The organism is Sulfitobacter sp. 1A12157, from assembly GCF_043557345.1.
Taxonomy (GTDB): domain Bacteria; phylum Pseudomonadota; class Alphaproteobacteria; order Rhodobacterales; family Rhodobacteraceae; genus Sulfitobacter.
In genome coordinates, this window is the sequence record NZ_JBIFFV010000001.1 from 687,227 (window position 1) to 713,709 (window position 26,483).

A 26,483-nucleotide genomic window follows, 5' to 3' on the forward strand; every position below is an offset into this window, starting at 1 on the left:
ATGGCATATCAGACACGGGGACGCGATCCATTGCTAGACAGCAACATGGCCGAGGCAATCGAAAAGCGCGGTCGTGAACTGCTGGGGCTGGCGCTGATCATGTTGGGCATCATGGCCGCCATGATGATCGGCAGCTACACGCCGGACGATCCCAACTGGATGGTCTCGACCGATGCGCCGGTGCAAAACTGGATGGGCCGGATCGGTGCCTCCATCGCGGCACCGCTGTTCATGATCGTCGGCTGGGGCGCTTGGGGCATTGCCATCGTCCTGCTGTTCTGGGGCGGGCGTTTCGCGCTGCATCAGGGTGATGACCGCGCGCTTGGGCGGCTGATCTTTGCCCCCATCGCCGTCGCACTTGGGGCCATCTATGCCGCTACACTGGCCCCCGGTCAGGAATGGCTGCTGACCCATAGCTTCGGTCTGGGCGGGCTCTTTGGCGATACCGTCATGGGTGCGCTGCTGACGATCCTGCCCATCGGCTCGACCCTGACGGTCAAGCTGATGTCGCTTTTGATGGGTGTCGCAATTCTCGCATTGGGCGCCTTCGTGCTGGGCTTTACCAAGGCGGAGTTGTTCCGCATTGCGCGGTTCCTGCTGGTCGGTCTGATCATGGCCTATGCCGGGCTGATGACCCTTCTGGGCCGTGGGGCCAATGGGGCCGTCCTGGCCGCGCAGAACCTCTCGGCCCGTCAGGCCGAACGTCGTGAGCGCCGCCGTCAGGAAGCCGAAGACGCCGAAGCCTGGGCCGCGCAGGAGGCCGAGCAGAGCTATGCCGCGCAGCACGCCCCGATGGCGGAGCTCGAAGCCGAGCCGCGCAGCCTGTTCGGTCGGATGCCCGGGCTGATCAAACGGCCCGCAGCCGAAGACGACATGCCCGAGCCGGAACTGATCGAGACCTACAGCGATGCCATCGTGGATGAGACACCGGGCGAAGAGCGCATCAAAAGCAAGATCGCCGATGTGATCAAGAACCGCGTGCGTCATGCCAATGCCATCCACACGCCGACGACCGCGCCGCTGACCAAGGGACGGGGCCGTGGCCCGGACCCGTTGGTGTTGAACACCAGCCAGCCCGCCGCGCTGCGCGCCGAGCCGCCCCTGACCGCCGAAGCCGCCACCCTGCGCCCCGAGCCGCTGCTGCGCAGGCCGCAGGCCCAGCCCGCGCCCGCTCCGGCGCCCGAGCCGATGGTTCAGGAACCGGCAGCGCAAGCGCCGATGGCCGCTCCTTACGAAGACACCGTGGCATCTGAGACCCTGCCATTGCAGCAAGCGCCCGCGCCCGAGGCGATGAAGATCCCCGTGGCGGAGCCGCGCAAAGTGGTGCAGCAGCCCGCCCGCAAACCCGTCCAGCCCTCGAAACAGGCGCAGGTCGAAGCACAGCCCACCCTGACCTTCGAGGACACGCACCCCGGTTTCGAACTGCCGCCGCTGAGCCTTCTCGAAAGCCCCGAAAGCGTGCAGCGCCTGCACCTGAGCGACGAGGCCTTGGAGGAAAACGCGCGGATGCTGGAAACCGTGCTCGACGATTACGGCGTGAAGGGTGAGATCGTCGCCGTGCGCCCCGGTCCGGTCGTCACAATGTATGAGTTGGAACCCGCCCCGGGCCTCAAGGCCAGCCGCGTGATCGGTCTGGCGGATGACATCGCCCGCTCGATGGCGGCGCTCTCGGCCCGTGTCTCGACGGTGCCGGGCCGCTCGGTCATCGGCATCGAACTGCCCAACGAAAACCGCGAGAAGGTGATCCTGCGCGAAATCCTCTCCAGCCGCGACTTCGGCGATGGCAACCACCGCCTGCCGCTGGCGCTTGGCAAAGACATCGGCGGCGACCCGGTCGTGGCCAACCTCGCCAAGATGCCGCACCTGCTGATCGCGGGCACCACCGGCTCGGGCAAATCCGTGGCGATCAACACGATGATCCTGTCGCTGCTCTACAAGCTGACGCCGGAAGAATGCCGGATGATTATGATCGACCCCAAGATGCTGGAACTGTCGGTCTATGACGGCATTCCGCATCTGCTGAGCCCGGTTGTCACCGACCCCAAGAAGGCCGTCGTGGCGCTGAAATGGGTCGTGGGCGAGATGGAAGAGCGCTATCGCAAGATGTCCAAGATGGGCGTGCGCAACATCGAAGGCTACAACGGCCGCGTCCGCGAGGCGCTGGCCAAGGGCGAGATGTTCTCGCGCACCGTGCAGACCGGCTTTGACGAGGACACCGGCGAGCCGATCTTCGAGACCGAGGAGAACACCCCCGAGGCGCTGCCCTATATCGTCGTCATCGTCGACGAGATGGCCGACCTGATGATGGTCGCGGGCAAGGAGATCGAAGCCTGCATCCAGCGTCTGGCGCAGATGGCGCGGGCGAGCGGAATCCACCTGATCATGGCGACGCAGCGCCCCTCCGTTGACGTGATCACCGGTACGATCAAGGCGAACTTCCCCACGCGGATTTCCTTCCAAGTGACCTCGAAGATCGACAGCCGCACGATTTTGGGCGAAATGGGCGCCGAGCAGCTTCTGGGCATGGGCGACATGCTCTATATGGCGGGCGGGGCCAAGATCACCCGCTGCCACGGCCCCTTCGTGAGTGATGAAGAGGTCGAAGAGATCGTCAACCATCTCAAGCAATTCGGCGAGCCGGATTATGTCTCGGGCGTGGTCGAAGGGCCGTCGGAGGATAAGGAAAGCAACATCGACGCGGTGCTGGGCCTCGGCGGCAATACCGATAGCGAAGACGCGCTTTATGACACCGCCGTGCAGGTGGTGATCAAAGACCGCAAATGCTCCACCTCCTACATCCAGCGCAAACTGGCGATCGGCTATAACAAAGCCGCGCGTCTGGTCGAGCAGATGGAGGAAGAGGGGCTGGTCTCTCCGGCGAACCACGTCGGCAAGCGTGAGATTCTGGTGCCGGAGCAAGCATAGAGCTACCCGCCCCCTCCCCTGCCGGGGGTGATCATACAAAAACACCGCCGGGCCACCCTCCCGGCGGTGTTTTTTTATGGGGGGAGGCCGGCGATAGCGAAAAACCGCCCCCTGATATCGAATATCACGGCCACCCGCCCTATGTCTGAACGTGAGGCAACACAGGACGAACAACATGCGTAAACTTACTTCTGCGATTCTGGCGGTTGGACTGGCCGTATCGGCTCCCCTCGCGGCGGCGGCGCAGCAGCTGTCGCTGAACGAGATCTCGGGCTATCTGAACCAGCTTCGCACGGCCAAGGGCGACTTTACCCAGATCAATGACGACGGGTCGATCAGCACGGGCACGATCTATATCAAACGCCCCGGCAAGGTACGTTTCGAATATAACGCGCCGGATTCCGGGCTGGTCGTCGCCGGGGCGAATACGGTCGTGATCTACGACAAGAAGTCGAACCAACCGGCGGAAACCTATCCGCTGGCGCGGACCCCGCTGTCGATCATCTTGGCCGATAACGTCAATCTGGGCCGTGCCAAGATGGTGACAGGCCACAGCTACGACGGCACCGCCACCACGGTCACGGCCCAAGACCCCGCCAACCCGCAGTATGGCAATATCCAGATGAAGTTCACCGGCAACCCGGTGCAGCTGCGTCAGTGGATCATCAACGATGGCAATGGCAGCGCCACTACCGTCGTGCTGGGTGACATGCAGGTGGGGGGCAATATCTCTAACAGCCTGTTCGACACCGGCGGCGCACGGGCTGGCGGCAAACGCTAAGCGGCCCTGCTGAAACAAAAAACGCCCCGGCTGATCAGGCCGGGGCGTTTTGCATTGGAGCGGCTGGCGATTACCAGCGGCTCAAGCGGCAGCCTGCGATCTGGTTTTCATAAAGCTTGGCGCGGGATTCGACCTTGCCCGCGACGCCCACCAGCCACGCCTTGCTGTTGTAGCTTTGCCGGGAAAAACCCGTGTGCCCCTCGTGATAGGCGAGGTATTGATTGCGGGCGTCATGCAGCGAGACGCCGTTCCGCTCCCGCGTCAGGTTCATGTACCAGCCCATGAAATCGCTCGCGTCGCGAATCCGGTCGCGTTTGGCACGCCAGCGGCCCTCGGATTCCAGATACTCGTCCCATGTCGCGTCCAGAGCCTGCGAATAGCCAAAGGCGCTGGATTGGCGGCCCATTGGGATCACGCCCAGCACATATTTGAACGGCGTCCGGGCATCCGCCACGAATTTGCTCTCTTGGTGGATGGTGGCCATTTGAACGTGAATGGGGACCCCCCATTTCCGCTCGGTCGCGCGGAATGCGCGCAGGTACTCGGGGTGCTCTTTCAGGATCGTGCAGGCGTTATCCAGATCACGCGGGGCCGTTTGAGGCCCGCCGCCGCAGGATGCCACCAGCAGTACGATCATCATTGCGCAAAAATGCTTGCTCATCTGCCTCTCGCCTCTCGTTCTTGTTAGGGGACGTTTTTTCCGGAGGAGTTTAACCGATTCACCCTCACCATCACATCACTAAATTGGGAAAATGCGCGGCAGTCTGCGCGGTATTGCGCTGACAGCGCATCGGCGGGCAGGCGGTATTTCGCGGGAGCCCGGTAAAGCAGTTGCGCCCCCGGGCGGTGGGCCGCTGCAAACCCACTGTCGGCGCAGCGTTCACAGTCTGTTTCCCCGCACAGAGCCGCTGTGATTGGACAAAAGCCCCTTGAAAGGGCTACCGTCGAGGGGTAGGGGCAGCATGTTATGATACGAACACGCGCAAAATATCACCTCGGGCAGATTGTCCGTCACAAGAAGCATCCCTTTCGGGGCGTGATTTTTGACGTCGACCCGGAATTCGCCAACACCGAAGAATGGTATGAGGCGATTCCCGAAGAGAACCGGCCGGTGAAAGATCAACCGTTCTATCATCTCTTGGCCGAGAACGATCAGAGCTACTATGTGGCCTATGTGTCCGAGCAGAACCTCGTCGCCGATTATTCGGGGGAGCCTGTGGACCACCCCGATATCCCCGATCTGTTCGGCCCTTTCACCGACGGTGCCTATCCGCTGCATTTCCAGATGAACTAAGCCCGGCGGGCCGTTGCCCGCCCGCGCAGGCGTTTCATCAATAGCCCAAGGCGCAGCCGTCCTTGCGCGGGTCGCTCGCGCCTTCCAGAACGCCATCTTCGCGGATGCGGATCGCCTGCGCTCCGCCGATCGCCGTTTCGGGCACCTCGACCCTATGGCCCAGATCGCTCAAGCTTTGGCGCACCTCGTCGCCAAAGCCGCGCTCGACCTTCATCACCTGCCCATCGGCAAAGGCGCGCGGCGCGTCGATGGCGCTTTGCACATCCATGCCAAAATCGGTGAGGTTCGAGGCAAAGCGCGCATGGCCGCAGGGCTGATACGCCCCGCCCATCACGCCAAAGGGCATGGTCACCCGGCCATTCTCGCGGATCATGCCGGGGATGATCGTATGCATCGGGCGTTTGCCGCCTTTCAGCTCATTCGGGTGGCCTTCCTCCAACGTGAAACCCGCGCCACGGTTTTGCAGCAGGATGCCGAACTTGTCCGAGGCGATGCCAGAGCCGAAGCCGTGGAAGATCGAATAGATGAGCGAGACCGACATGCCGTCACCATCGACCACGGTGATATAGATCGTGTCTTTATGTACCGCCTCGCTGATCGGGGCGGCGGCGGCCATGGCGCGTTTGGGGTCGATCAGGGCCGCAAGGGCGCGGGCGGTCTCAGGCGCCAGCATGTGCTCAAGCCGCGCGGTGTGATCCGGGTCGGCCAGAAAGCGGTTGCGCGTGTCATAGGCCAGTTTGGTCGCCTCGGCTTCGATATGCAGCCGCTCGGCCCCCAGCGGGTCCATCCCGGCGATGTCGAAGTGATCGAGGATATTCATCAGCAACAGCGCGGTCGCCCCTTGTCCGTTGGGCGGATGTTCGACCACTTCGAGGTCTTTGTACTGGCCTGACACGGGCGTCGTGACCTCTGCGCGGGCCTGGGCGAAATCCTCGGCGCTGTGGCTGCCGCCAGCGGCTTGCAAGCTGGCGATCATGTCTTCGGCGATCTCTCCGGTGTAGAAGGCCTCGCGGCCCTTTGCAGCCACGCGGCGCAGCACTTCGGCCTGTCCCGGCGCGCGGAAGATGTCGCCGGTGCGGGGTGTTTTTCCGTTGATGAGGAAGTGATCCCGCGCGCGCCCCTGAAGGGTACCGCCATCGGTGGCCCAGTCAAAGGCCACGCGCGGGGCGACGGGCACCCCCGCCTCGGCGTAGTGGATCGCGGGGGCGAGCAGGGCGTCCAACCCCAGTTTGCCGGTGCTCTCGGAGAGGTGGCAGAAGGCGTCGATGGCCGTGGGGATCGTCACGGCATCCGCCGAGCGGAGCGGCACCGTCTGCTCGCCCTTGTCCCGCAGTTTGGCGGCGTCCAGCGCCGCCGGCGCGCGGCCAGACCCGTTGAGGGCATGGACCTCCTCGCTGCCTGCCGGGGAGTAGAGCACGAAACAGTCGCCGCCGATCCCGGTCATCTGCGGCTCGCAAATCCCCAGCAGCACCGCCCCGGCGATGGCCGCGTCCATCGCGTTGCCGCCCCGTGCAAGGATATCGACCGCCGCCCGTGCCGCCAGCGGATGCGATGTGGCGCAGATGCCGTTGGTGGCCAAGACCGGTGACCGGCCGGGAAGGTGAAAATCGCGCATGTGCTGCCCCTCGCTGAATTGTATCTGCGTGACCCTAGACCGAGATTTCGGTTCTGCCAATGCGGGGGGAAGTTCCTCGGCACCGCGTACTGGGTGGGGGCTATTAAACACGGCACCGAGGGAAGCCATATGCAGCTACAGCCCCGTTTATGACCCACAACCAAGGCGCAATTGTGATCCCAGCGGGGCTGTTTTGAGAAATATGCGGGACGCCCTGCCGCAGGTGTTAACGCGGCGGTAACCCGACCGGGAGCCGCAGGTCGATCCGGTTCTCTTGCGCCAAGCGGCGATAGGTCAGGTCTTTCGCCAAATCGCGGATCAGGAACCAGCCAAAGCCGCCTTCGGGCAGGTCGCAAATCGGGCGGTCGATCTCTTGCGGCAGGCCCAAGGGCACCTGCAGATCGGGCATTGGCAGCCCTTCGTCCGACACGGCAAGGTGCAGGCCGTCGGGCGCGTGATGGCAGGCGATATGGATGGGGCCGGGGTGGTGCGGATCGGGGTAGGCGTGTTCGACGATATTGTTGAGCATCTCGGCGACCACCAAGCGCACCACGCAGACCTCCTCGGCCCCGAGCGACAGGCAGCTGAGCGCATCCAGCAAAAGCGTAAGCGCCTCCCGCGCGGCCTGCGGGCCGCTGTGAACGGTGATCTCGAACGGGCAGAGCGCGGACCGCGCGGCGGAGAGCCGCATGGCGCTACTCTCGATGCGCAGTGAGGGCGGCGTCAAGCGTGTGGAAAATGCCAAAGACCCGATCCATCCGGGTGAGGGTAAAGACCTTTTCCACCGCCGGGGTCAGCCCGGCCAGCACCAGCGCGCGCTGCGGTGCCAGATGTTTCATCGCCGCCACGATCGCGCCCAAGCCGCTGGAATCGATGAAATTGACCCGCTGCAGATCAAGGATCACGACCGGCGGCGCATGGGCCGCGGCACGGCGCAATGCATCCTTGAACTCCAACGCCGCGGCGGCGTCGATCCGGTCATGCAGCACGCTGACCACGCAAAAGCGGTCTTCTGTTTTGGCGGAAACTTCCATAGACATGCCCCGAGACTTTGAAGTTCGAGACGTGATTAACCGTAAAACCTTACCAACTGGTATGCGGTGCAACTCTAGGAGAACGTGATGCGCAATGTCGTGATAACCGGTGCAGCCAGAACCCCGATGGGCGGTTTTCAAGGAGCCTTCGAGGGGCTGACCGCCGCGGAATTGGGCGGCAGCGCGATCAAGGCGGCCTTGGGCAAGACGGATCCTGCCGAGGTGCAAGAGGTGCTGATGGGCTGCGTGCTGCCCGCCGGACAGGGCCAAGCGCCCGCGCGTCAGGCCGGGTTCAAGGCCGGTTTGGGCGAAGAGGTGCCTGCCACGACGCTGAACAAGATGTGCGGCTCGGGCATGAAGGCGGCGATGATGGCCTTCGACCAGATCGCGCTTGGCCAGACCGATGTCATGGTCGCGGGCGGCATGGAGAGTATGACTAACGCGCCCTACGTCTTGCCCAAGATGCGCGGCGGCGCGCGGCTGGGGCACGGTCAGGTGATCGACCATATGTTCCTCGACGGGCTCGAAGACGCCTATGACAAGGGCCGCCTGATGGGCACCTTTGCCGAGGATTGCGCCGAACGGTTCCAATTCACCCGCGAGACGCAGGACGACTACGCGCTGGCGTCGCTGTCGCGCGCCATCGAGGCGCAGGAAAGCGGCGCCTTCGCGGATGAGATCGCCCCGGTCGAGGTCACCTCGCGCCGCGGCAGCACGACGGTCAGTGCCGACGAACAGCCCTCCAGCGCCCGGCCCGAGAAGATCCCCCAGCTAAAACCGGCCTTCCGCGAGGGCGGTACGGTGACGGCGGCGAATTCCTCGTCGATTTCCGATGGCGCGGCGGCGCTGGTGTTGGCGGATGAGGAGAGCGCCAAGCGCAAGGGGCTGAACATCCGCGCCCGCATCGTCGGTCACGCCAGCCACGCCCAAGCGCCGGGGCTGTTCACCACGGCACCTGTCCCCGCCGCGCAAAAACTGCTGGAGCGGATCGGCTGGAAGAAAGAAGATGTCGATCTGTGGGAGGTCAACGAAGCCTTCGCCGTGGTGCCGCTGGCTTTCATGCATGAGATGGACCTCTCCCATGACATCGTGAACGTCAACGGCGGCGCCTGTGCGCTTGGCCATCCCATTGGCGCCTCGGGCGCGCGGATCATGGTAACCCTGCTGAACGCTCTGGAAAAACGTGGGCTGAAGCGCGGTGTCGCGGCGATCTGCATCGGCGGCGGCGAGGGCACGGCCATCGCGATCGAACGCCCCTGAGCCTTCAGGTCATTTTACCTATCGAAGGGGGGGCGGCCTGCCGCCCTTTTTCCGTCTGAAATAAGAGTATCGCCATGACTGTCGACTACCAAACCCTTGCCAAGACCATCGCCGCCCTGACCGAGGGCGAAGACGATGCCGTGGCCCTGATGGCCACCATCGCCTGTGAGGTGCATCACGCGGATGACCGCTTTGACTGGACCGGCTTTTACCGGGTGACCGCGCCCGAACTGTTGAAGATCGGCCCCTATCAGGGCGGACACGGCTGTCTGGTGATCCCCTTTTCGCGCGGGGTCTGCGGGGCTGCGGCGCGGACTGGCGAGGTGCAATTGGTTGAGGATGTCGATGCCTTTCCGGGCCATATCGCCTGTGCTTCGTCGACACGCTCGGAATTGGTGCTGCCGGTCTGGAACGGGGCGGGGGAGTTGCTGGGAGTTTTCGACATCGACAGCGACCAGCCGAATGCCTTCACCCAAGCCGATGCCGATGCGCTGAGCGCGATCCTCAAGGCGAGTTTCGCCGCCGTCGGCTGACAGCCACGCCCCGCTTGATCCGCAGGGCCGCATCTGCGAGGGGGAGTGATGGATAGCGAATACAACCCGCCGCAGGACCCGTTGGTCATCCTGCATGAAGATGCCGAAGTTCTGCTGGTCGACAAACCTTCAGGGCTGCTCAGCGTGCCGGGCAAGGGCGAACATCTGGCCGATTGCCTGATCGCACGGGTGCAGGCGGTCTTTCCCCAAGCGCTGCTGGTGCACCGGCTGGATCGCGACACTTCGGGCGTGATGATCTTTGCCCTGACGCCCCATGCGCAGCGTCACCTTGGGTTGCAGTTCGAAAAGCGTATGACGCGCAAGACCTATGTCGCGCGGGTCTGGGGCGTGCCGGAGGAGAAATCCGGCAGTGTCGATTTGCCGCTGATCGTCGATTGGCCCAACCGCCCCCGGCAGAAGGTCTGCCATGAGACCGGCAAGCCCGCGCAGACCGATTGGAAGAGGGTCAAGACCGATGGGGAGACCGCGCGCCTTCGGCTGTTCCCCAAGACCGGGCGCAGCCATCAGCTGCGCGTGCATATGCTGGCGCTTGGGCATCCGATTTTGGACGACCCTTTCTATGCCACGGGGCCTGCACGGGATTTCCCGCGGTTGATGCTGCATAGCGAGGAATTGCGGTTCAACCATCCGCAGGGGGGCGCATCCACGAAGGTGCGCGCCAAGGCGCCTTTTTAAGGGGTGCTCCGTGCCCGGCCTTGCGCCGTGAGGTGGGGGCGGGATTGGTATTTGAGAAAGGATGAAGGAGAAGGGGGGCCGTGGCGCTGCGGTGAAGTTGGGCTTTGTGGCGATCGGGGGGGTGAAACCGGCGGGGTTTGCGATTACCTCTGATCTATCTGTTCACAGATTGACCCGGAGGATATCATGGGCTTGCGTATCAACGACACTATTCCCGATCTTACAGTCGAAACCGATCAGGGCAGTTTTTCCCTGCATGAGTTCGTCGGTGACAATTGGGCGATCCTGTTCTCCCACCCCAAGGATTTCACCCCTGTTTGCACCACCGAGTTCGGCGCCGTGGCGCGGCTTTCCGAAGAGTGGGAAAAGCGCGGCACCAAGGTGATCGGCGTCAGTGTCGACGGTGTTGAAGAGCATAAGAAGTGGAAGGGCGATATCGAGAAGGTTGCAGGCGCCGAGGCCGGGTTTCCGATTATCGCGGATGCGGGGCTGGAGGTGTCGAAGGCCTTTGATATGCTGCCTGCCGAGGCCTATTTGCCCGATGGCCGCACGCCCAATGACAGCGCCACGGTGCGGTCGGTTTTCATCATCGGGCCGGATAAGCAGTTGAAGCTGAGCATGACCTATCCGATGAATGTGGGCCGGAATTTTGCCGAGGTTCTGCGGGCTTTGGACGGGTTGCAGACGGCGGCGAAGAACGCTGTGGCGACGCCTGCGGATTGGCAGGTGGGTGAGGATGTGATCATCCCCGCGACGGTGTCGGATGAGGACGCCAAGGCGAAGTTCGGGGCGTTTGAGACGGTGTTGCCCTATTTGCGCAAAGCGCAGCTGCCGGGCTGATGTGCCGTTAGCGATGGCGAAGCTTATGGGCGAAGGCCATCGCTTTTTCATGCAATAGGCGGCGCTGTTTGCGCAGGCCGTAGAGGGGGGAGCGGCGGTATTGCCCTCTGTTTCCCCCTGAGCGGGCGGAAATGTCACTGTCGAACCGGCCCGCCGTGACAAGGCTTTGGGCTGTGGCGAGCCCCATGTCGGAGCGCGTCAGCACCTGTCTGAGCATGTTATCCGCAGGGCAGAAGATAGGTTCGGAGGCGGCGAGGAAGGCCTCGGCCCCGGCGCGGTTCCAGATCAGCGCATGGGCGAGCATTGGAAAGTAATGGGCGCGGAGCAGCGACACGCCTGCGACTTCGGCCATGGGGCTGGTGATTTTCAGGCGTGTCGCGCCCAGGTTCACGCAGTGCCAATCGGCGCGGGGGCGCAGCCATTCTATGAGTTCTGGCACGACGGTTCGGAATATGGGCTGCAAGGCGATGTCATCTTCGAAGACGAAGCCAAGTTCATTGCCGCTCTCTAAGAAGGCTGTGGCGGCGCGTTGGTGGGAGACGTAGCAGCCGACCTCGCCTTGGGTCATTGACCGGCCCATGAAACGCCGGGCTTTGCCATCGTCATAGGGGGCGAATTGGGCCAGATCGATCTCGCGCCCGTCGAAGGCATCCACGCGGACGGCTTCGATCTGTGCGGCGTCCAGTTCGGCCTTGGCGCTCTCCAGTCGCTGGGGGGAGGCGGCCAGATTGATGACGAATCCCTTCGGGCGCTGTGGCATCGTTATGACCTCATTCCTGTGGCGCGCGGGGCGATGACAGGCCTTTGCGGGTTAAACTTTGGGGGTGGGTCTGCCGCGCAGCCAGTTCTTGAACCGTTTGAAGGCGGAGGGCGGTTTGTGGGCGACGCTGACAAAGCCGATGTGCTGGCAAGCGCCGGGTTTCAGGAAAGCGGTGAATTTACCCTGTTTGCGCAATTGGCGCGAGATGTGGCTTTCGCGTTTGAAACCGCTGAAGCCGCCGACCTCTTTCCAAAGGGAGAGCGGGGCCAGATGCGGATTGAAGGTATAGCCATACCATTTGGGGCTGAGCGCATCCATCCGGGCATAGGGGATCCCGGCGCATTCCTCGCTGACGATCTGGGCGCGGGCCGCGTCTTCGATGAAGAAGTTATCGGTGTCGCGGAAACAGACTGAAGAAACATCGGGATGCGCTTCGAGCAGCCGTAGCGCATCGTCGAGGAAATCGTGGCGGGTGAACTCCCAATCGTCTTCCATGTGAAAGACATAAGGTGTGCGCACCTTGGCATACATGGCATCGACGGCGGGGTGGTGGCCGACCTGTTTGCCCAGATCGATGCGTTGTCCGTGGGGGCAGAGCCGGTCGAAGACCGCGCTGGTTTCGGCATCGCCGAAGTCGTTGATGCCAATGATCGGAAGCTTGCGCAGCTCGGGGCCGAGGCTTTCGAGTGTTTGTTGCAAGACATCGGGGCGCAGCCCCATGGTGATGCAAATCGTGACCAGATCTTCTGCGCGCATGTCTCGTACTGCCCTGAGGGGGGAGCTGCGGACCCCGGTGAGGGTCCGCAGCAGGTTTTGCTTAACCTTCTGCCGCTTCTTTCTTTTCGGCAGTGATCTCTTCGCCAGTCTCCTGATCGACGACTTTCATCGACAGGCGCACCTTGCCGCGATCGTCGAAGCCCAGAAGCTTGACTTTCACTTCCTGACCTTCCTTCAGAACGTCCGAAGGGTGGTTCAGGCGGCGGTTTTCGATCTGGGAGACATGCACCAGACCGTCGCGCTTGCCGAAGAAGTTCACGAAGGCGCCGAAATCGACGATCTTCACGACGGTGCCGGTGTAGATGGCACCTTCTTCAGGCTCGGCCACGATCGAATAGATCATGTCATAGGCTTTCTTGATCGCTTCGCCGTTGGGGCTGGCGATCTTGATGGTGCCTTCGTCGTTGATGTCAACCTTGGCGCCGGAAACCTCGACGATCTCGCGGATCACCTTGCCGCCCGAGCCGATCACTTCACGGATCTTGTCGGTCGGGATCTGCATGGTCTCGATGCGCGGGGCGTGGACGGAGAAGTCCGCGGCGCCCGAGATCGCCTTGTTCATCTCACCAAGGATGTGGATCCGGCCTTCTTTGGCCTGGGCCAGGGCTTTCTCCATGATCTCGGGCGTGATGCCGGCGACCTTGATGTCCATCTGCAGCGAGGTGATGCCGGCTTCGGTGCCCGCAACCTTGAAGTCCATGTCGCCAAGGTGGTCTTCGTCACCCAGGATGTCCGACAGGATCGCGTAGGAGCCGTCATCTTCGAGGATCAGACCCATCGCCACACCGGCCACGGCCGATTTCAGCGGCACGCCCGCGTCCATCATGGACAGGGAGCCACCGCAGACCGAGGCCATCGACGAGGAGCCGTTGGATTCGGTGATCTCGGAAACCAGACGGATGGTGTAGGGGAAGTCTGTTGCCGCGGGCAGAACCGCCTGCAGGGCGCGCCATGCAAGCTTTCCGTGGCCGACTTCGCGGCGTCCGGGAGGACCCACGCGACCCACTTCGCCGACCGAGTAGGGCGGGAAGTTATAGTGCAGCAGGAAGTTCGATTTGAAGTTGCCGTGCAGCGCATCGATGAACTGCTCATCGTCGCCGGTGCCGAGCGTGGTCACAACGAGGCCTTGGGTCTCACCACGGGTGAAGAGCGCTGAGCCGTGGGTCCGCGGCAGGATGCCGGTTTCGGCCACGATGTCGCGGATCTCATCGGTGCGACGGCCGTCGATGCGCTTGCCGGTTTTCACCACGTCACCGCGCAGGATGCTGGCCTCAAGACCCTTCATCGCGGAACTGAGGTTCTTGTCCTCAAGCTGCTCTTCGGTGAGCTTGCTCTTGATGGTTTCGCGGGCGGCTGCAACGGCGGCGGTGCGCTCTTGCTTGTCCACGATCGCGAAAGCGGCGCGCATTTCGTCTTCGCCAGCGGCTTTCACGGCAGCCGACAGATCGGAGTAGTCTTCGGGCTGGAAGTCGAAAGGCTCTTTCGCGGCTTCCTCGGCCAGATCGATGATCAGGTCGATGACCGGCTGGATTTGCTCATGCGCGAATTTCACCGCGCCTAGCATTTCCTCTTCCGACAGCTCATAGGCTTCGGATTCGACCATCATCACCGCGTCCTTGGTGCCGGCGACCACGAGGTCAAGGCGTTGGTCGGGGTTCAGGCGCAGGTCTTGCATGTCGTCGATGGTCGGGTTCAGCACATAGTCGCCACCTTCGTAGCCCACACGGCAGCCCGCGATCGGACCCATGAAGGGCGCGCCCGAAAGCGTAAGCGCGGCGGAGGCGGCGATCATTGCGACCATGTCGGGGTCGTTGACCAGATCGTGGCTCAGCACGGTGCACATCACCAGAACTTCGTTCTTGAAGCCGGGGACGAAGAGCGGGCGGATCGGACGGTCGATCAGACGCGCGGTCAGGGTTTCCTTCTCGGTGGGGCGGGCCTCACGCTTGAAGAAGCCACCCGGCACCTTGCCGGCGGCGTAGTATTTCTCTTGGTAGTGCACGGTCAGGGGGAAGAAATCCTGCCCGGGCTTTTGCTGACGTGCATACGTCACGTTGGCCATGACGCTGGTCTCACCCAGCGTGGCAATCACCGACCCGTCCGCCTGACGGGCAACCTTACCGGTTTCCAGTGTCAGCGTCTCTTCGCCCCACTGGATCGATTTTTTCGTTACATTAAACATCTACGTTTCCTTTTTGGCCCATTGGCCATTGCATAGGGGCCGTATTGCCCCTGACTCCGGTATCTTCTTTTTCAGGCGCTGGAGTCCGGGCGCCGGATTTCAGATTGCGCGGGCATACATGTTTTCATGGCAAATGGGAAGCGTTCTGTCGCCCCGGGGCCATAAGCGGCGGGTTCTTTCCGCCGCAGCGCTCCCCGGTCTGGTCGCAACAAAAAACCTCCCGGCGGGGGCCGGGAGGTTTTGGTCGTCCTGTCACCGGAACTTCCGGCGGCTTGCGCGCGATTAGCGGCGCAGGCCGAGGCGTTTGATCAGGTCCTGATAGCGGGACTCGTCTTTGGCCTTAACGTAATCCAGCAGCTTGCGGCGCGTCGCGACCATTTTCAAAAGACCACGGCGACCGTGGTTGTCTTTCTTGTGGGTCTTGAAGTGCTCGGTCAGCGTGGTGATGCGCGAGGTCAGAATGGCGACCTGAACTTCGGGCGAACCGGTGTCGCCTTCCTTGGTGCCGAATTCTTTCATGACTTTTGCTTTTTCTTCAGCGGTGATCGACATCGGGGTCTCCTTTCGAAAAGAGTTAAAATGGATGGCACAGGCCGGGATGTCGTCCAGCGCAGGCCCATGGAGATATCACCCGCTGACGGAATCAGCAGGCGATGGGGGCGTATAGGAGGAATTTTCGCCTTTGGCAAAGGGTGATTTGCGCATGGGCTTCGGCCCGCCTTAGGCCGCGAGGCCGAGGTCGAAGGCCGCAGAGAGCGGGATCAGCGCGATATCGTCCAGCGTGACGCTGTCCCCCGCCACCCGCGCGACAATGATATCGTCCAACAGGACGAGGGTTTGGCCCGCATCCTCCGGGTCGGGCAGGATCGAGAGCGGCGGTTCCGCCCCGTCCGCGCTGCTGTCGTCCCAGACGAAGAGCAGCGAATCGTCCGCCGCGTGATAGTCCGTGATCTGCGCCGCCCCGCCTTGGCCGATCCAGTCTCCCAAGGCGATCTGATCGGTGCCGTCGCCCGAAGTCACCACATCCCCGGCGCCCGCGACGATCAGGTCGTCGCCGCTGCCGCCGTTCAGGAAATCGGTGTTTTGTAGGTCATCCGCCCCGGTGAGCGTGTCGTCGCCCCAGCCACCAAAAAGCGTATCCTCGCCCGCGCCGCCGCGCAGCGCATCGTCGCCAAGCCCGCCTTGCAGGGCATCGTTTCCGGCTTCGCCCTCCAGCAGGTCATCCCCCGCCGAGCCTTGCAGCGCATCGTCGCCCGCCCCGCCATAGAGAAAGTCATCGTCGTTATGGCCAAAGAGGCTGTCGTTGCCCGCGCCGCCAAAAATGTCGTCATCCCCGTCATTGCCATGCAGGATGTCGCCGCCCGCGCCGCCCTGAAGCGTATCGTTGCCGCCATGGCCGTGCAGGTCATCATTCCCGTCGCCGCCATGGAGCAGGTCATCCCCGCCGTAGCCGCCAAGCTGGTCGTCGCCGGGGCCGCCCTGCACCGTCTCACCGTCATCGCTGCCCGACAGGATATCTCCGACCGTGGTGGTGTCGCCGCGCGGGCTGTCCCCCTCCGGCAACGCGTCCTCCGGCGGTGTTTCGATTTCCACGAAAGTGACGGCGCCAACCGCCATCAGACCCATTACTCCAGCCAGCCACAACATCCGCCGTTCCACCGTTGATTGCTTGATGCCCCACACATCATCCCTCCCTCAAAAGGGCATGTCGTGGCCGTAAAATCAAAGGAATAGCGGGGAAATGGTTAACCGATGCCTGCCCGCGCTGGGGGCTCGGGCTGCCACAGAACCGGCTCTTGGGTGTAGGGCAGATAAAGCGGATGGCGCGGATGCCCGGCCTTGGAGAGGCCGAGGTGATAGAGCGGTTTTGCCCCCTCAGCCAGCCGAGCCGCGACGGCCAGACCGCGGCCCAGATGAGCACCATGCACGCCCCAAGCGGCGATGATGCGGTCGGCCCAATCGGCCCCCTCGACCAGCGTGGCGTCATTGTCGGGGCCGACGGGATCGGGGGCGGCGCGCATGTCGCGCGGGTCGGTGGCGCGGAAAGCGAAGATATTGGTCACCCGGAAGCCGCCAAAGCCCAACACCCGCGCCCGACGCTCACACCGCTCGACCGTCGGGTCGTTCTGCACCTCGGTCGCGGTGGAGGGGTTCAGCATCACGAACATCACCCGTGGCGCGCCTGTCTCCCAGACCCGGGTGAGGCTGTAGCGGTATTGCTCACACGCCGAGTAGACCGCGGTCGAAGGCGCGTCGCCCTTGGTGTGGCTGCGGGTGATCAGGGCCATTCAGCCCTCATTCGCATCCGGTGACAGGTTGAACACCCGGCTGGGGTGCAGCTCGCCCGCCTTGAAGCGGCCCACGGCGACGGGCTGCCCGTCGAGCGAGGCCCAGCATTCATTGCCATATTCCACGTCATGGGCGATGACCATGCCGGGGTTGCCGTTGCGCAGGCGGGTGGCGCCTTCGGGGGTGGCTTTGACCTCGGGCAACTCAGCCAGCCCTTCGGCCAGCGGCAACAGATAGGTGTCGAGTTCCGGCGAGCGGGCCAGTTCGTCCACCTGCGCCAGCGTGAGGGCGTTGGCCGCCTCGAAGGGGCCGGACCATGTGCGGCGCAATTCACGCACATGGCCGAGACAGCCAAGCTTCTGCCCAAGATCACGCGCGATGGAACGGACATAGCCGCCCTTGCCGCAGACCATTTCAAGCGTAACGTGATCGGCATCGGGGCGGTCGACCAGCAGCAGGCTTTCTACCCAGAGGGGGCGGGCGGCGATCTCCATCTCCTCGCCGTCGCGGGCGCGTTTATAGGCGCGTTGTCCGTCGATCTTCACAGCGGAAAACTGCGGCGGCACCTGCTGTATGTCACCGATAAAGCCGTTCAGCGCATCTTTGATCGCGGCGTCATCGGGGCGCAGGTCAGAGGTGCTGATGACTTCGCCCTCTGCGTCGTCGGTATTGGTGGCGATGCCGAGCCGCACGGTGAACTCATAGGCTTTGAGCGCGTCGGTGATATAGGGCACGGTCTTGGTTGCTTCGCCCAAGGCAATGGCCAGAACACCAGTCGCTTCGGGGTCGAGCGTGCCTGCGTGGCCCGCCTTCTTAGCCTCCAGCGCCCAGCGGACCTTATTGACCACGGCGGTCGAGGTGGGGCCAGCGGGTTTGTCCACCACCAGCCAACCGGAAATATCGCGACCCTTGCGTTTGCGTGCCATGTCTTGCCCCTTCGCTTTTGTGGTGCTGCCCTCTATCGGAGCCGCGCCGCGCTGCCCAGCCCCCATGCGCGGAAAAGCTTACTTTGCGGGCGTCACGATGCCTACGATCGGCCCCAAGGTGGTAAAACCCGCCCCGCTGCGGCGCAGGCCCGGTGCCCGCAGGCGCGAGATATTGCCGTCAAAATACAGCGCGTTAGGCAGGTCCAACTCATCCCGATAAAGCCGGGCGAATTCGTGAAAGGTGACCACGTCGTTGGAAATCGCGAAAACCGCGCGTTTGCCATCAGCCGTGGTGCCAACCCCGTTTCGGATATAGCGCGAAGTGCTGTCGGGCAGGAATCGCGGGTGCAGCGCCCCGTCGATCACCAACATCGGCCCCGATTGCGTGGCAAAGCGGCAGTTCGGTTTGGCCTTGAGATAGCGCTTGGTCTCGATCACATCGGCGCGGCCTTCGCGCAGGCAAAAGACCCCATTGGGCAGCAGGCCGAAATTGCCGGGGCCAGCACTGTCGATCACGCCGCGCGCCTCGACCCCCTCTTCGATGTAATGCCCAACCGGAGAGCGGTCTTCGTGGTACATGCCTGCGTTCATGGCAAAGCCAAGCCGCAGCCCCTGCGCCTTCAGCGCCTCATCGAGCGAGCCGAAGAACCCATAGGGCGCGCCCGCGTCATTGTTGAGAAAGAGCCGCAGGTCATCCCGCTCCAGATCGACTTCGCAGATCGTGTAGGAACTGCCGTCAAAGGTAATGTTGCGGCATTCGGCAGCGTCCGCAGGCGTGCCTTTCAGCGCCAGAAGCGCGAATGCGATCAGGCCCGCGCGGATCACTGATCCGGCGCGCCGTCGGCACTAGCGCCGGCGCCGTCGTCATCGGGGGCCTCCGCATCGCGGCGCACCACCTCTTGGTTCAGCATGCGGCGGGTATCGTCCATCCGGTCAAAGGTCTGGTCCAACTGAAAGCGCAGATCGGGCGAGAACTTGAGCGTGAGTTTCTTGGCGACCTGACGGCGCAATTCGCTTTTGTTGCGGGCCAGCAGTTTGAGAACCTCGTCCTGTCCTTCCCCGCCCAAGGGCAGCACATAGGCCGTGGCGATCTTGAGGTCGGGAGAGATGCGCACCTCGCCCACGGTGATCGACATCCGATTGAGATCGGTGTCATGCACATCCCCGCGTGCGAGAACATCGGACAAGGCGCGGCGGACGGTTTCGCCCACGCGGAGTTGTCGTTGCGACGGGCCGGGGCCCTCATGAAACTTGTTCTTTGCCATGCCCCCCATCTAGAGCTTCGGTTGCACTTTGCCAAGCGCTCCGCGACGGGCTAAACCGGCGCTGCCAGTCACGGCCAGAACCGCAGGAGACCGAGTATGACACAGACCCCCGGCATTGCCGTTACCGGCGCCTCTGGCCGCATGGGCCAAATGTTGATCCGTGAGATCATCGCCAGCGACAAAATGCATCTGGCCGCGGCGCTGGAGCGTCCGGGCCATGACTGGATCGGCCGCGATCTGGGCGAGGCGATGGGCGGCACGGCTTTGGGCGTGACCGTGACAGACGATGCGGCAGAGGCGTTTGGCAAGGTGCAGGCCGTGATCGACTTCACCGCGCCGCAAGCTACCATCGCTTTCGCCGGTGAAGCCGCCAAGGCCGGGATCGTCCATGTCATCGGCACCACCGGCATGACCGAGGATGAGATCGCGCAGCTTGCCCCCGCCGCCGAACAGGGGGCCGTGATCGTCCGCGCGGGCAATATGAGCCTTGGCGTGAACCTGCTGACGCAGCTCACCCGACAGGTCGCCGCCGCGCTGGACGTGGATTACGACATCGAGATCATCGAATCGCATCACAATCAGAAAGTCGACGCCCCCTCGGGCACCGCATTGATGCTGGGCGAAGCCGCCGCAGAAGGGCGCGGGGTCAAACTGGCGGATGTTTCGGACCGGGGCCGCGACGGGATCACCGGCGCGCGGCAAAAGGGCGATATCGGTTTCACCGCGATTAGGGGCGGCGATATCGTGGGGGAACATGATGTCATGTTCGCCGCCGCCGGAGAGCGGATCATCCTGCGCCATGTCGCCTCGGACCGCGCGCTTTTCGCCCGCGGGGCACTCAAGGCCGCGCTTTGGGGGCAAGGCAAAGCGCCAGGTGAATATGACATGCTGGATGTGCTGGGCCTGAAGGGCTGAGGCGCAGGCAAATTATCTGAAACTTTACCTTCCTCGGCTACGTGAGTGCCTCAGGCAACTCACCCCCAAGGGAGGTTTCGATGAAGATTACCTTTGCACTGGCCGTGACAGCGATGCTTGCGGCTGTCGGTCTGCCCGCTGCGGCGGAATATGCCCGTATTCAAAACAAGTCAGACTTCATCGCCGCGGTGAATGGCAAAAGGCTGACCCGCCCGCTGGTCGATCTGCGGGTCACCTCTGGTGGGAGCATTTCCGGCAAGGGCGCGGTTTGGGAGGTCACCGGCAAGTGGTCGTGGAAAGACGGCTATTTCTGCCGCACGCTGGTCTGGGGCGGCAAGGATCTGGGTTATAACTGCCAGTTGGTCGCCCGCGATGGTGCGAAGCTCCGCTTCACCTCTGACAGGGGCGCGGGAGAGTCGGCGGTACTGACCCTGCGCTAAGGCGCTCAGAAGTCGACGGCGATGCCCTTCTTTTCCCAATCGCCATAGCGCACAGGCTCTGGCCCATCGCGTCCGCCAAGTTCGGTGGGCATGTCGAGCGCGGCTGTCGCCTCACGCCGGGCGGCGGCCTCGGCCAACGCGCGCTGGGCGGCGGCAGGCAGGTCGGGGCCGGGGGCTGGCGTCGGGTCTTGCGGCGTGTCGGGGATCGGTTTCGGCCCCGGTTTGGGCTGCGGGGGCAGGTCCGGCGCGGGGCTGGGCGTGGGATCAGGGCCGGGTTTGCTGTCGGGAATGGGGCGTTGATCGGGCATCATGGTCCTCTTGAGCCAAGTTCTCCCTTGATATACGTCGCCCGCTGGCCCAGACAACCCGGCAACCCCTCAAACGAGACCCAGATAGGACATGACCATGGCAGACACAGGCGTTCAGGCCCGCAGAAGCGCGGTATATCTGCTGGATCAGATTTTGGGCGATGAGCCGCGGCTGATGTCCGAGCTTCTTGCCGCAGGGGCGCTGGACAAGCTGCCCCCGGATGACCGCGCCCGTGCCCAACGTCTGGCGCAGGACACGCTGCGCGGGTTGGAACGGGCGGACCGGTTGCTGCAAAAGCACCTGCAAAAGGCGCCGCCGCTGACCGTGCGCAATGTGTTGCGCGTCGGCACGGTTGAGCTTTGTCAGGGCGGGGCCGCGCATGGGGTGGTCAATGCGATGGTGAACCTCGTGTCGCAACACCGCACGCTGAGCCACCTCAAGGGGCTGACCAATGCCGTGCTGCGCAAGATCGCCGCTCAGGGGCCCGAGGCATGGGATGGCCTGCGCGCGCCGCGCCTGCCCAAATGGCTGCGCGGACCACTGGCCGAGGCTTGGGGCACCGATGCCATGGCCGCGATGGAACAGGCGCATTTCGCGGGCGCACCGCTCGATCTGACCGCCAAGGGCGATGCTGCCGCCTTGGCCGAGGCGGTGGGCGGCACGCTGCTGCCGACGGGCTCCGTTCGGGTGACGGATGCCGGGCAGGTCTCCACCATGCCGGGCTTTGCCGAGGGCGACTGGTGGGTGCAAGATGCCGCCGCCGCGATCCCGGTGCGGGTGCTGGCCCCGAAAGAGGGCGAGACGGTGCTGGACCTCTGCGCCGCGCCGGGCGGCAAGACCATGCAGCTTGCCGCTGCGGGGGCGGTCGTCACCGCCGTCGACCAGTCGCACCCCCGGATGCAGCGGGTGAAGGAAAACCTCGCCCGCGTCGGGCTGAAGGCCAAGACGCTGACCAAAGATGCGCGCGCCGTGCAGGGCACATTCGACGCCATCCTGCTGGACGCGCCCTGCTCCGCCACCGGCACCATCCGCCGCCATCCTGAACTGCCCTATGCCAAGGATGGATCGGAATTCGGCGATCTGATCGAGTTGCAATCCGAGTTGATCGACCATGCCTGGAGCTTGCTGAAACCCGGCGGGCGGTTGGTGTTCTGCACCTGTAGCCTGCTGCCGGACGAGGGCGAGGTGCAGGTCGACGAAGCCTTGGAGCGCCATGGCGACATGACCGTCGACACCGCCGCGTTGGACGTGCCCGGCGTCGAGGCCGATTGGCACACCGAAGAGGGCGGGCTGCGCCTGCGCCCGGATTTCTGGGCCGATCAAGGTGGGATGGACGGGTTCTACATCGCCTGTCTGCGCAAGAGCTAATCCTCATGCCCTGTCGGGCGGGGAGGGCACGGCGAGATAGGCCGCTTTTGGGATGTCGATCAGCCCTCGCAGCCCCAGTGTGGCGGCGTCTTCGGGCATGAGCCCGGCAATGGCGGCGCGCACCGCCGCGGCGGTCGCCACCGCATCGGCATTCGCCGCTGCAATATAGGGCAGGCCGGGGGTGGGGGCCGTGCGTTCCAGCACCCGCAGGTCGCCCGCGAAAGCGTCATGGCTTTCGATCAGCCGCCAAGACACCGCATCCAGCGCCGCAATATCCGCGCGGGCCTCGACGATGGCTTTTGCCGAGGCGCGGTGCCCATGGCTTTGGCTGCGATTTTCAAACCAAAAGCCCCGCGCCCGGCAATGCGCGTGTGGCGCGGCATAGCCTGATTGCGAGAATGTCTGATTGTAGGTGAAGCGCGCGGCGCGGAAATCGGAAATTGTTTCACGGGGATCATTGGCGCGGACCACGAAAACGCTGTTGTAATACCCCGGCGGGCAGCCTTCGACGCCAAAGTCCGGCGTACCGATCAGCGTGACGCGGTCGTGCAGCCAAAGGCGGTAAGGCATCCCGCAGGTCTGGGAGAGCGCGAGGTCGGGCGCGGTCCAGACAGCGAATTCCTCGGCATCATTGCTCAGCCTTTCCGGGGCCGGGGTGCCCCGCGCGCGCAGCGCGTCAGAGATCATGGCCCAGTAGCGGCCTGTCGCCTCGGCGGTCTCGGGGCGCAGGTACATCATCAGGCTGGCGATCATCGGCGGCTCCGCTTGGGGGGGTCAACTTTAGGCCGCGCCGCCGCGCCGGGGCAAGCGTCGGTTCCCCGCCGATCCCCCGGCGCGCGGGGAAAATCCGGTGACTCATTGTGGGGCCGCGGTTATGCTGCCGCCAAACGCCAGCAGAGCGTCAGGGGCAGCTTGATATGATTAATCTTTCCAGCGTCATGGCCCGCAGGGCGCGGTTTCTGAACCGCTTCCACGCTTGGCGTGCGACCCGGGGCCGGGGGCGGGTCGTCGCGTTCACCTCTTCGCCCGAGCCGCGCACCATCGGTTCATTCGCGCGGGGGCGGCAGTTGATGGCGGGCAATTACCTATTTGCCGGCAGCCTGCTGACCGCGCCGCAAACCGCCATGTGGGATCTGACCCCGCCTGACCCCGCCTTTGCCGCAGAGCTGCACGGTTTTGCGTGGCTCGATGACCTCGCCGCCGTGGGCGATGCGCGGGCGCGGGGGGCGGCGCAGGCGTGGCTTTGGGGCTGGATCGACCGTTTCGGTCGCGGGCAGGGGCCGGGCTGGACCCCGGCGCTAACCGGGCGGCGGTTGATCCGTTGGATCAACCACGCGCTTTTCCTGCTGCGCGGGACCGAGACCGGGCAGAGCGATGCCTTCTACCGATCCCTCGAACGGCAGACCCGGTTCCTGTCGAAACGCTGGCGCGGGGCGGCCCCCGGCTTGCCGCGTTTCGAGGCGCTGACCGGGCTGATCTATGCCAGCCTGTCGCTGGAGGGGCTGGCGGAATTGGCCGATCCGGCTGTCCAAGCCCTCGCCCGGGAATGCGCCAGCCAGATCGACGCCGAAGGGGGGCTGCCCACGCGCAACCCCGAGGAACTGCTCGCCGTCTTCACCCTGCTGACATGGGCCGCCGCCGCCTTGAGCGATGCGGGACGCAGCACGCCCAAGGCGCATCTCACCGCGATCGAGCGCATCGCGCCGACCCTGCGCAGCCTGCGCCATGCGGATGGGGCGTTGGCGCGGTTTCATGGCGGCGGGCGCGGCATGGAGGGCTGGTTGGACCACGCGCTGGCGGCGGCTAAGGTCAGGACGCGGCAGCCCGATGGGCTGGCCATGGGCTTTGCAAGACTGTCGGCAGGCCGCACCAGCGTGATCGTCGATGCGGCGGCTCCACCGGGGGGCGCGGCCTCGGGCAACGCCCATGCCTCGACATTGGCGTTTGAGTTGACCTCGGGGCGGCGGCCCTTGGTGGTGAACTGCGGCTCCGGCGCGTCTTTCGGGCTGGAATGGCGGCGGGCGGGGCGGGCTACGCCGTCGCATTCGGCCCTGTCGCTCGTCGGCCATTCCAGCGCGCGATTGGCAGAGCCCGACCCCCATAGCGGGGCAGAGGCGCTGATCGCGGGCCCGCGCCATGTGCCCGTCGAGATTGGAGAGGCGGCGGAGGGGCTGCGTTTCGAGGGCGCGCATGATGCCTATTTGCGCAGCCACGGGCTGACCCATGCGCGGCGGCTCGACCTCACCGCAAACGGGCGCGGCCTTTCGGGGGAGGATATGCTGCTGGCGATAGAGGCGGCGGAGAAGCGGCGCTTTGACAAAGTGCTGAGCGCCGCCCAGTCGAAGGGCGTGCCTTTCGACATCCGTTTTCACCTGCATCCGGATGTGGATGCCACGCTGGACCTTGGCGGGGCTGCAATATCCATGGCGCTCAAAAGCGGGGAGATTTGGGTGTTTCGCCATGACGGCACGCATAATCTGTCTTTGGAACCGGGGGTTTACCTTGAGACGACCCGCTTGAAACCGCGCGCCGCGCAGCAGATCGTGCTCTCGGGCTATGCCATGAACTATGCCACACGGGTGCGCTGGTCGTTGTCAAAAGCGCAGGAAACTGCGATTGGCGTGCGAGATTTGTCGATCGACGATCCCTATGCTGATGAAGACTGACCAAGGAACCAGCCCCATGCCCGACCTCTATCCCATCAAACGCGCCCTGCTTTCCGTATCCGACAAGACCGGTCTTTTGGACCTTGGCAAGGCTTTGGCGGCGCGGGGCGTTGAGTTGCTCAGCACCGGCGGCACCGCGAAAGCGCTGCGCGACGCGGGGCTTGAAGTTCTGGATGTGGCCGATGTGACAGGCTTTCCCGAGATGATGGACGGGCGCGTGAAAACGCTGCACCCAGTTGTGCATGGCGGTCTGCTGGCCCTGCGCGACAATGACGAACACGTCTGCGCGATGAACGAACACAACATCGGCGCGATCGACTTGGTGGTGGTGAACCTCTACCCCTTCGAGGAGACCGTCGCCAAGGGCGCGGAATACGCCGAGGTGATCGAGAACATCGACATCGGCGGCCCGGCGATGATCCGCTCGGCGGCCAAGAACCACGGTTTCGTCAACGTGGTGGTGGATGTCGAGGATTACGCCGAGGTCATCGCGGAGCTGGAGGCCAACGACGGCCAGACCTCTTACGCCCTGCGCCAGCGCCTGGCCCAGACCGCCTATGCCCGCACCGCCGCCTATGACACCGCCGTCAGCACATGGATGGCCGAGCAGGTCGAAGGCACCCCGCGCCGCCGCACCTTCGGCGGCACGCTCGCGCAAACCCTGCGCTATGGCGAGAACCCGCACCAGAAGGCGGCCTTCTACACCGATGGTTCCACCGCGCCCGGTCTGGCCAATGCGGTGCAGCATCAGGGCAAGGAACTGTCCTACAACAACATCAACGACACCGACGCGGCCTTTGCGCTGGTCAGCGAGTTCGACCCCAAGGATGGCCCCGCTTGCGCCATCATCAAACACGCCAACCCCTGTGGCGTGGCGCGCGGGGAGACGCTGCTTGAGGCCTACACCCGCGCCTTCGATTGTGACCGCACCTCGGCCTTTGGCGGCATCATCGCGCTGAACCAGCCGCTGGACGGGCCGACGGCAGAGGCCATCGCCGCGATCTTCACCGAAGTCGTCATCGCCCCCGGCGCGGACGAGGATGCCAAACGCATCTTCGCCGCCAAGAAGAACCTGCGCCTGCTGACCACCGAAGGGCTCGCCGATCCCACCGCTGCTGCGCTGGCCGTACGGCAGGTCTCGGGCGGCTATCTGGTGCAGGACAAGGACGTGGGCCGCATCACCCGCGATGACCTGAAGGTGGTAACCAAGCGCAAGCCCTCGGATCAGGAACTCGACGACATGCTCTTTGCCTGGACCGTGGCGAAACACGTCAAGTCCAACGCCATCATCTACGTCAAGGACGGCGCCACCGTGGGCGTCGGCGCGGGCCAGATGAGCCGCGTGGACAGCACCCGCATCGCCGCGCGCAAGGCCCAAGACATGGCCGAGGTGATGGAGATCGACGCCCCGCTGACCCAGGGCTCGGTCGTGGCCTCCGACGCCTTCTTCCCCTTCGCGGACGGTCTGATCACCGCGGCAGAGGCCGGCGCCACGGCGCTGATCCAGCCCGGCGGTTCGATGCGGGACGACGAAGTGATTGCGGCGGCGGATGAGGCGGGGCTTGCCATGGTCTTCACCGGCATGCGCCACTTCCGGCATTAAGCGAA

Annotated in this window: 27 protein-coding genes; 12 read left to right on the forward strand and 15 right to left on the reverse strand. The window is 64.1% G+C overall.

The features are described from left to right. Positions 1 to 2,925, forward strand: a complete 2,925-nt coding sequence (locus ACGYLC_RS03510) for a DNA translocase FtsK (protein WP_394421716.1) — start codon at positions 1 to 3, stop codon at positions 2,923 to 2,925. Between the two features lie 175 nt (positions 2,926 to 3,100). Further along, positions 3,101 to 3,706 carry an outer membrane lipoprotein carrier protein LolA gene (locus ACGYLC_RS03515; protein WP_209218459.1) on the forward strand — a complete coding sequence of 202 codons (606 nt, stop codon included), beginning with the start codon at positions 3,101 to 3,103 and terminating at the stop codon, positions 3,704 to 3,706. Positions 3,707 to 3,776: 70 nt separating this feature from the next. Here ACGYLC_RS03515 and ACGYLC_RS03520 read toward each other — a convergent pair whose 3' ends face one another. Then, complete coding sequence (locus ACGYLC_RS03520; RefSeq protein ID WP_394421717.1) at positions 3,777 to 4,367, reverse strand: lytic transglycosylase; 591 nt, start codon at positions 4,365 to 4,367, stop codon at positions 3,777 to 3,779. A gap of 306 nt (positions 4,368 to 4,673) precedes the next feature. On the opposite strand from ACGYLC_RS03520, the gene hspQ reads away from it, so the two are divergent. Continuing rightward, a complete protein-coding gene (hspQ, locus tag ACGYLC_RS03525; protein WP_067261750.1) occupies positions 4,674 to 5,000 on the forward strand; it encodes a heat shock protein HspQ in 327 nt (108 codons plus the stop codon). 37 nt (positions 5,001 to 5,037) lie between these two features. Here hspQ and ACGYLC_RS03530 read toward each other — a convergent pair whose 3' ends face one another. The 3 genes from ACGYLC_RS03530 to ACGYLC_RS03540 form a co-directional block, all read right to left on the reverse strand. Next, positions 5,038 to 6,615, reverse strand: coding sequence for a gamma-glutamyltransferase family protein (locus ACGYLC_RS03530; protein WP_394421718.1), 1,578 nt, complete (start codon positions 6,613 to 6,615; stop codon positions 5,038 to 5,040). A 226-nt stretch (positions 6,616 to 6,841) separates the two neighbouring features. Next, positions 6,842 to 7,306 carry an ATP-binding protein gene (locus tag ACGYLC_RS03535; RefSeq protein WP_394421719.1) on the reverse strand — a complete coding sequence of 155 codons (465 nt, stop codon included), beginning with the start codon at positions 7,304 to 7,306 and terminating at the stop codon, positions 6,842 to 6,844. Between the two features lie 4 nt (positions 7,307 to 7,310). Next, entirely contained in the window at positions 7,311 to 7,649 is a 339-nt protein-coding gene (locus tag ACGYLC_RS03540; RefSeq protein ID WP_394398932.1) for an STAS domain-containing protein, read from the reverse strand. Positions 7,650 to 7,736: 87 nt separating this feature from the next. Here ACGYLC_RS03540 and ACGYLC_RS03545 point away from each other — a divergent pair, with 87 nt between their 5' ends. The 4 genes from ACGYLC_RS03545 to ACGYLC_RS03560 all read left to right on the forward strand — a co-directional run bounded on the left by ACGYLC_RS03545 (position 7,737) and on the right by ACGYLC_RS03560 (position 10,978). Further along, positions 7,737 to 8,909, forward strand: coding sequence for a thiolase family protein (locus ACGYLC_RS03545; protein ID WP_394421721.1), 1,173 nt, complete (start codon positions 7,737 to 7,739; stop codon positions 8,907 to 8,909). A 74-nt stretch (positions 8,910 to 8,983) separates the two neighbouring features. Beyond that, positions 8,984 to 9,442 carry a GAF domain-containing protein gene (locus tag ACGYLC_RS03550; protein ID WP_394398784.1) on the forward strand — a complete coding sequence of 153 codons (459 nt, stop codon included), beginning with the start codon at positions 8,984 to 8,986 and terminating at the stop codon, positions 9,440 to 9,442. A 48-nt stretch (positions 9,443 to 9,490) separates the two neighbouring features. Then, on the forward strand, positions 9,491 to 10,138 hold the full coding sequence (locus ACGYLC_RS03555; RefSeq protein ID WP_394421722.1) for a pseudouridine synthase: 648 nt from the start codon (positions 9,491 to 9,493) through the stop codon (positions 10,136 to 10,138). A 186-nt stretch (positions 10,139 to 10,324) separates the two neighbouring features. Further along, positions 10,325 to 10,978, forward strand: a complete 654-nt coding sequence (locus ACGYLC_RS03560; protein WP_394421724.1) for a peroxiredoxin — start codon at positions 10,325 to 10,327, stop codon at positions 10,976 to 10,978. Between the two features lie 7 nt (positions 10,979 to 10,985). Here the strand turns inward: ACGYLC_RS03560 and ACGYLC_RS03565 are convergent, their stop codons facing one another. The 9 genes from ACGYLC_RS03565 to rbfA form a co-directional block, all read right to left on the reverse strand. After that, positions 10,986 to 11,738: a glycosyltransferase family 25 protein gene (locus ACGYLC_RS03565; protein ID WP_394421725.1), complete on the reverse strand. Its 753-nt coding sequence runs from the start codon at positions 11,736 to 11,738 to the stop codon at positions 10,986 to 10,988. A gap of 51 nt (positions 11,739 to 11,789) precedes the next feature. Then, positions 11,790 to 12,494: a glycosyltransferase gene (locus ACGYLC_RS03570; RefSeq protein ID WP_394421726.1), complete on the reverse strand. Its 705-nt coding sequence runs from the start codon at positions 12,492 to 12,494 to the stop codon at positions 11,790 to 11,792. A 61-nt stretch (positions 12,495 to 12,555) separates the two neighbouring features. Next, positions 12,556 to 14,697, reverse strand: coding sequence for a polyribonucleotide nucleotidyltransferase (pnp, locus tag ACGYLC_RS03575; RefSeq protein ID WP_394398794.1), 2,142 nt, complete (start codon positions 14,695 to 14,697; stop codon positions 12,556 to 12,558). Positions 14,698 to 14,979: 282 nt separating this feature from the next. After that, the gene (gene rpsO / locus ACGYLC_RS03580) at positions 14,980 to 15,249 is read right to left on the reverse strand and encodes a 30S ribosomal protein S15 (RefSeq protein ID WP_067266742.1); all 270 of its coding nucleotides are present in this window, start codon (positions 15,247 to 15,249) and stop codon (positions 14,980 to 14,982) included. A 168-nt stretch (positions 15,250 to 15,417) separates the two neighbouring features. Next, positions 15,418 to 16,380: a calcium-binding protein gene (locus ACGYLC_RS03585; RefSeq protein WP_394421728.1), complete on the reverse strand. Its 963-nt coding sequence runs from the start codon at positions 16,378 to 16,380 to the stop codon at positions 15,418 to 15,420. Positions 16,381 to 16,442: 62 nt separating this feature from the next. Further along, positions 16,443 to 16,979: a DUF1643 domain-containing protein gene (locus ACGYLC_RS03590; RefSeq protein ID WP_394421828.1), complete on the reverse strand. Its 537-nt coding sequence runs from the start codon at positions 16,977 to 16,979 to the stop codon at positions 16,443 to 16,445. 6 nt (positions 16,980 to 16,985) lie between these two features. After that, the gene (gene truB, locus ACGYLC_RS03595) at positions 16,986 to 17,912 is read right to left on the reverse strand and encodes a tRNA pseudouridine(55) synthase TruB (protein WP_394421729.1); all 927 of its coding nucleotides are present in this window, start codon (positions 17,910 to 17,912) and stop codon (positions 16,986 to 16,988) included. A 78-nt stretch (positions 17,913 to 17,990) separates the two neighbouring features. Beyond that, the gene (locus ACGYLC_RS03600) at positions 17,991 to 18,737 is read right to left on the reverse strand and encodes a phosphodiester glycosidase family protein (protein ID WP_394421730.1); all 747 of its coding nucleotides are present in this window, start codon (positions 18,735 to 18,737) and stop codon (positions 17,991 to 17,993) included. Further along, complete coding sequence (gene rbfA, locus ACGYLC_RS03605) at positions 18,734 to 19,177, reverse strand: 30S ribosome-binding factor RbfA (RefSeq protein ID WP_394421731.1); 444 nt, start codon at positions 19,175 to 19,177, stop codon at positions 18,734 to 18,736. The genes ACGYLC_RS03600 and rbfA overlap by 4 nt, the downstream gene beginning before the upstream one ends. Positions 19,178 to 19,273: 96 nt before the next feature. Here rbfA and dapB point away from each other — a divergent pair, with 96 nt between their 5' ends. Then, positions 19,274 to 20,092 (forward strand): 4-hydroxy-tetrahydrodipicolinate reductase, encoded by an 819-nt coding sequence (dapB, locus tag ACGYLC_RS03610; protein ID WP_394398804.1) that lies wholly within the window; start codon positions 19,274 to 19,276, stop codon positions 20,090 to 20,092. A gap of 80 nt (positions 20,093 to 20,172) precedes the next feature. Continuing rightward, complete coding sequence (locus ACGYLC_RS03615; RefSeq protein ID WP_394421733.1) at positions 20,173 to 20,532, forward strand: dihydrodipicolinate reductase; 360 nt, start codon at positions 20,173 to 20,175, stop codon at positions 20,530 to 20,532. A gap of 5 nt (positions 20,533 to 20,537) precedes the next feature. Here the strand turns inward: ACGYLC_RS03615 and ACGYLC_RS03620 are convergent, their stop codons facing one another. Then, the gene (locus ACGYLC_RS03620) at positions 20,538 to 20,840 is read right to left on the reverse strand and encodes a DUF1674 domain-containing protein (RefSeq protein WP_394421734.1); all 303 of its coding nucleotides are present in this window, start codon (positions 20,838 to 20,840) and stop codon (positions 20,538 to 20,540) included. 97 nt (positions 20,841 to 20,937) lie between these two features. Here ACGYLC_RS03620 and ACGYLC_RS03625 point away from each other — a divergent pair, with 97 nt between their 5' ends. Next, positions 20,938 to 22,209, forward strand: coding sequence for an RsmB/NOP family class I SAM-dependent RNA methyltransferase (locus ACGYLC_RS03625; RefSeq protein ID WP_394421735.1), 1,272 nt, complete (start codon positions 20,938 to 20,940; stop codon positions 22,207 to 22,209). Between the two features lie 3 nt (positions 22,210 to 22,212). Here the strand turns inward: ACGYLC_RS03625 and ACGYLC_RS03630 are convergent, their stop codons facing one another. Then, entirely contained in the window at positions 22,213 to 22,962 is a 750-nt protein-coding gene (locus ACGYLC_RS03630; protein ID WP_394421736.1) for a phosphate/phosphite/phosphonate ABC transporter substrate-binding protein, read from the reverse strand. A 164-nt stretch (positions 22,963 to 23,126) separates the two neighbouring features. Between ACGYLC_RS03630 and ACGYLC_RS03635 the strand changes: the two genes are divergently transcribed. Both ACGYLC_RS03635 and purH read left to right on the forward strand, forming a co-directional pair. Further along, positions 23,127 to 24,875, forward strand: coding sequence for a heparinase II/III family protein (locus tag ACGYLC_RS03635; protein WP_394421737.1), 1,749 nt, complete (start codon positions 23,127 to 23,129; stop codon positions 24,873 to 24,875). Positions 24,876 to 24,891: 16 nt separating this feature from the next. Further along, on the forward strand, positions 24,892 to 26,478 hold the full coding sequence (gene purH, locus ACGYLC_RS03640) for a bifunctional phosphoribosylaminoimidazolecarboxamide formyltransferase/IMP cyclohydrolase (RefSeq protein ID WP_394421738.1): 1,587 nt from the start codon (positions 24,892 to 24,894) through the stop codon (positions 26,476 to 26,478). The last annotated feature ends 5 nt before the right edge of the window (positions 26,479 to 26,483 follow it).

Bases quoted from the DNA above. Each gene is read 5' to 3' on its own strand.
- ACGYLC_RS03620 (WP_394421734.1), bottom strand. From the start codon at position 20,840: ATGCCCGATCAACGCCCCATTCCCGACAGCAAACCCGGCCCTGATCCC.
- ACGYLC_RS03615 (WP_394421733.1), top strand. From the start codon at position 20,173: ATGAAGATTACCTTTGCACTGGCCGTGACAGCGATGCTTGCGGCTGTC.
- pnp (WP_394398794.1), bottom strand. From the start codon at position 14,697: ATGTTTAATGTAACGAAAAAATCGATCCAGTGGGGCGAAGAGACGCTG.
- rbfA (WP_394421731.1), bottom strand. From the start codon at position 19,177: ATGGCAAAGAACAAGTTTCATGAGGGCCCCGGCCCGTCGCAACGACAA.
- ACGYLC_RS03570 (WP_394421726.1), bottom strand. From the start codon at position 12,494: ATGCGCGCAGAAGATCTGGTCACGATTTGCATCACCATGGGGCTGCGC.
- purH (WP_394421738.1), top strand. From the start codon at position 24,892: ATGCCCGACCTCTATCCCATCAAACGCGCCCTGCTTTCCGTATCCGAC.
- ACGYLC_RS03530 (WP_394421718.1), bottom strand. From the start codon at position 6,615: ATGCGCGATTTTCACCTTCCCGGCCGGTCACCGGTCTTGGCCACCAAC.
- ACGYLC_RS03625 (WP_394421735.1), top strand. From the start codon at position 20,938: ATGGCAGACACAGGCGTTCAGGCCCGCAGAAGCGCGGTATATCTGCTG.
- dapB (WP_394398804.1), top strand. From the start codon at position 19,274: ATGACACAGACCCCCGGCATTGCCGTTACCGGCGCCTCTGGCCGCATG.
- hspQ (WP_067261750.1), top strand. From the start codon at position 4,674: ATGATACGAACACGCGCAAAATATCACCTCGGGCAGATTGTCCGTCAC.
- ACGYLC_RS03555 (WP_394421722.1), top strand. From the start codon at position 9,491: ATGGATAGCGAATACAACCCGCCGCAGGACCCGTTGGTCATCCTGCAT.
- ACGYLC_RS03560 (WP_394421724.1), top strand. From the start codon at position 10,325: ATGGGCTTGCGTATCAACGACACTATTCCCGATCTTACAGTCGAAACC.
- ACGYLC_RS03630 (WP_394421736.1), bottom strand. From the start codon at position 22,962: ATGATCGCCAGCCTGATGATGTACCTGCGCCCCGAGACCGCCGAGGCG.
- ACGYLC_RS03545 (WP_394421721.1), top strand. From the start codon at position 7,737: ATGCGCAATGTCGTGATAACCGGTGCAGCCAGAACCCCGATGGGCGGT.
- ACGYLC_RS03635 (WP_394421737.1), top strand. From the start codon at position 23,127: ATGATTAATCTTTCCAGCGTCATGGCCCGCAGGGCGCGGTTTCTGAAC.
- ACGYLC_RS03520 (WP_394421717.1), bottom strand. From the start codon at position 4,367: ATGAGCAAGCATTTTTGCGCAATGATGATCGTACTGCTGGTGGCATCC.
- ACGYLC_RS03515 (WP_209218459.1), top strand. From the start codon at position 3,101: ATGCGTAAACTTACTTCTGCGATTCTGGCGGTTGGACTGGCCGTATCG.
- rpsO (WP_067266742.1), bottom strand. From the start codon at position 15,249: ATGTCGATCACCGCTGAAGAAAAAGCAAAAGTCATGAAAGAATTCGGC.
- ACGYLC_RS03535 (WP_394421719.1), bottom strand. From the start codon at position 7,306: ATGCGGCTCTCCGCCGCGCGGTCCGCGCTCTGCCCGTTCGAGATCACC.
- truB (WP_394421729.1), bottom strand. From the start codon at position 17,912: ATGGCACGCAAACGCAAGGGTCGCGATATTTCCGGTTGGCTGGTGGTG.
- ACGYLC_RS03540 (WP_394398932.1), bottom strand. From the start codon at position 7,649: ATGGAAGTTTCCGCCAAAACAGAAGACCGCTTTTGCGTGGTCAGCGTG.
- ACGYLC_RS03565 (WP_394421725.1), bottom strand. From the start codon at position 11,738: ATGCCACAGCGCCCGAAGGGATTCGTCATCAATCTGGCCGCCTCCCCC.
- ACGYLC_RS03550 (WP_394398784.1), top strand. From the start codon at position 8,984: ATGACTGTCGACTACCAAACCCTTGCCAAGACCATCGCCGCCCTGACC.
- ACGYLC_RS03510 (WP_394421716.1), top strand. From the start codon at position 1: ATGGCATATCAGACACGGGGACGCGATCCATTGCTAGACAGCAACATG.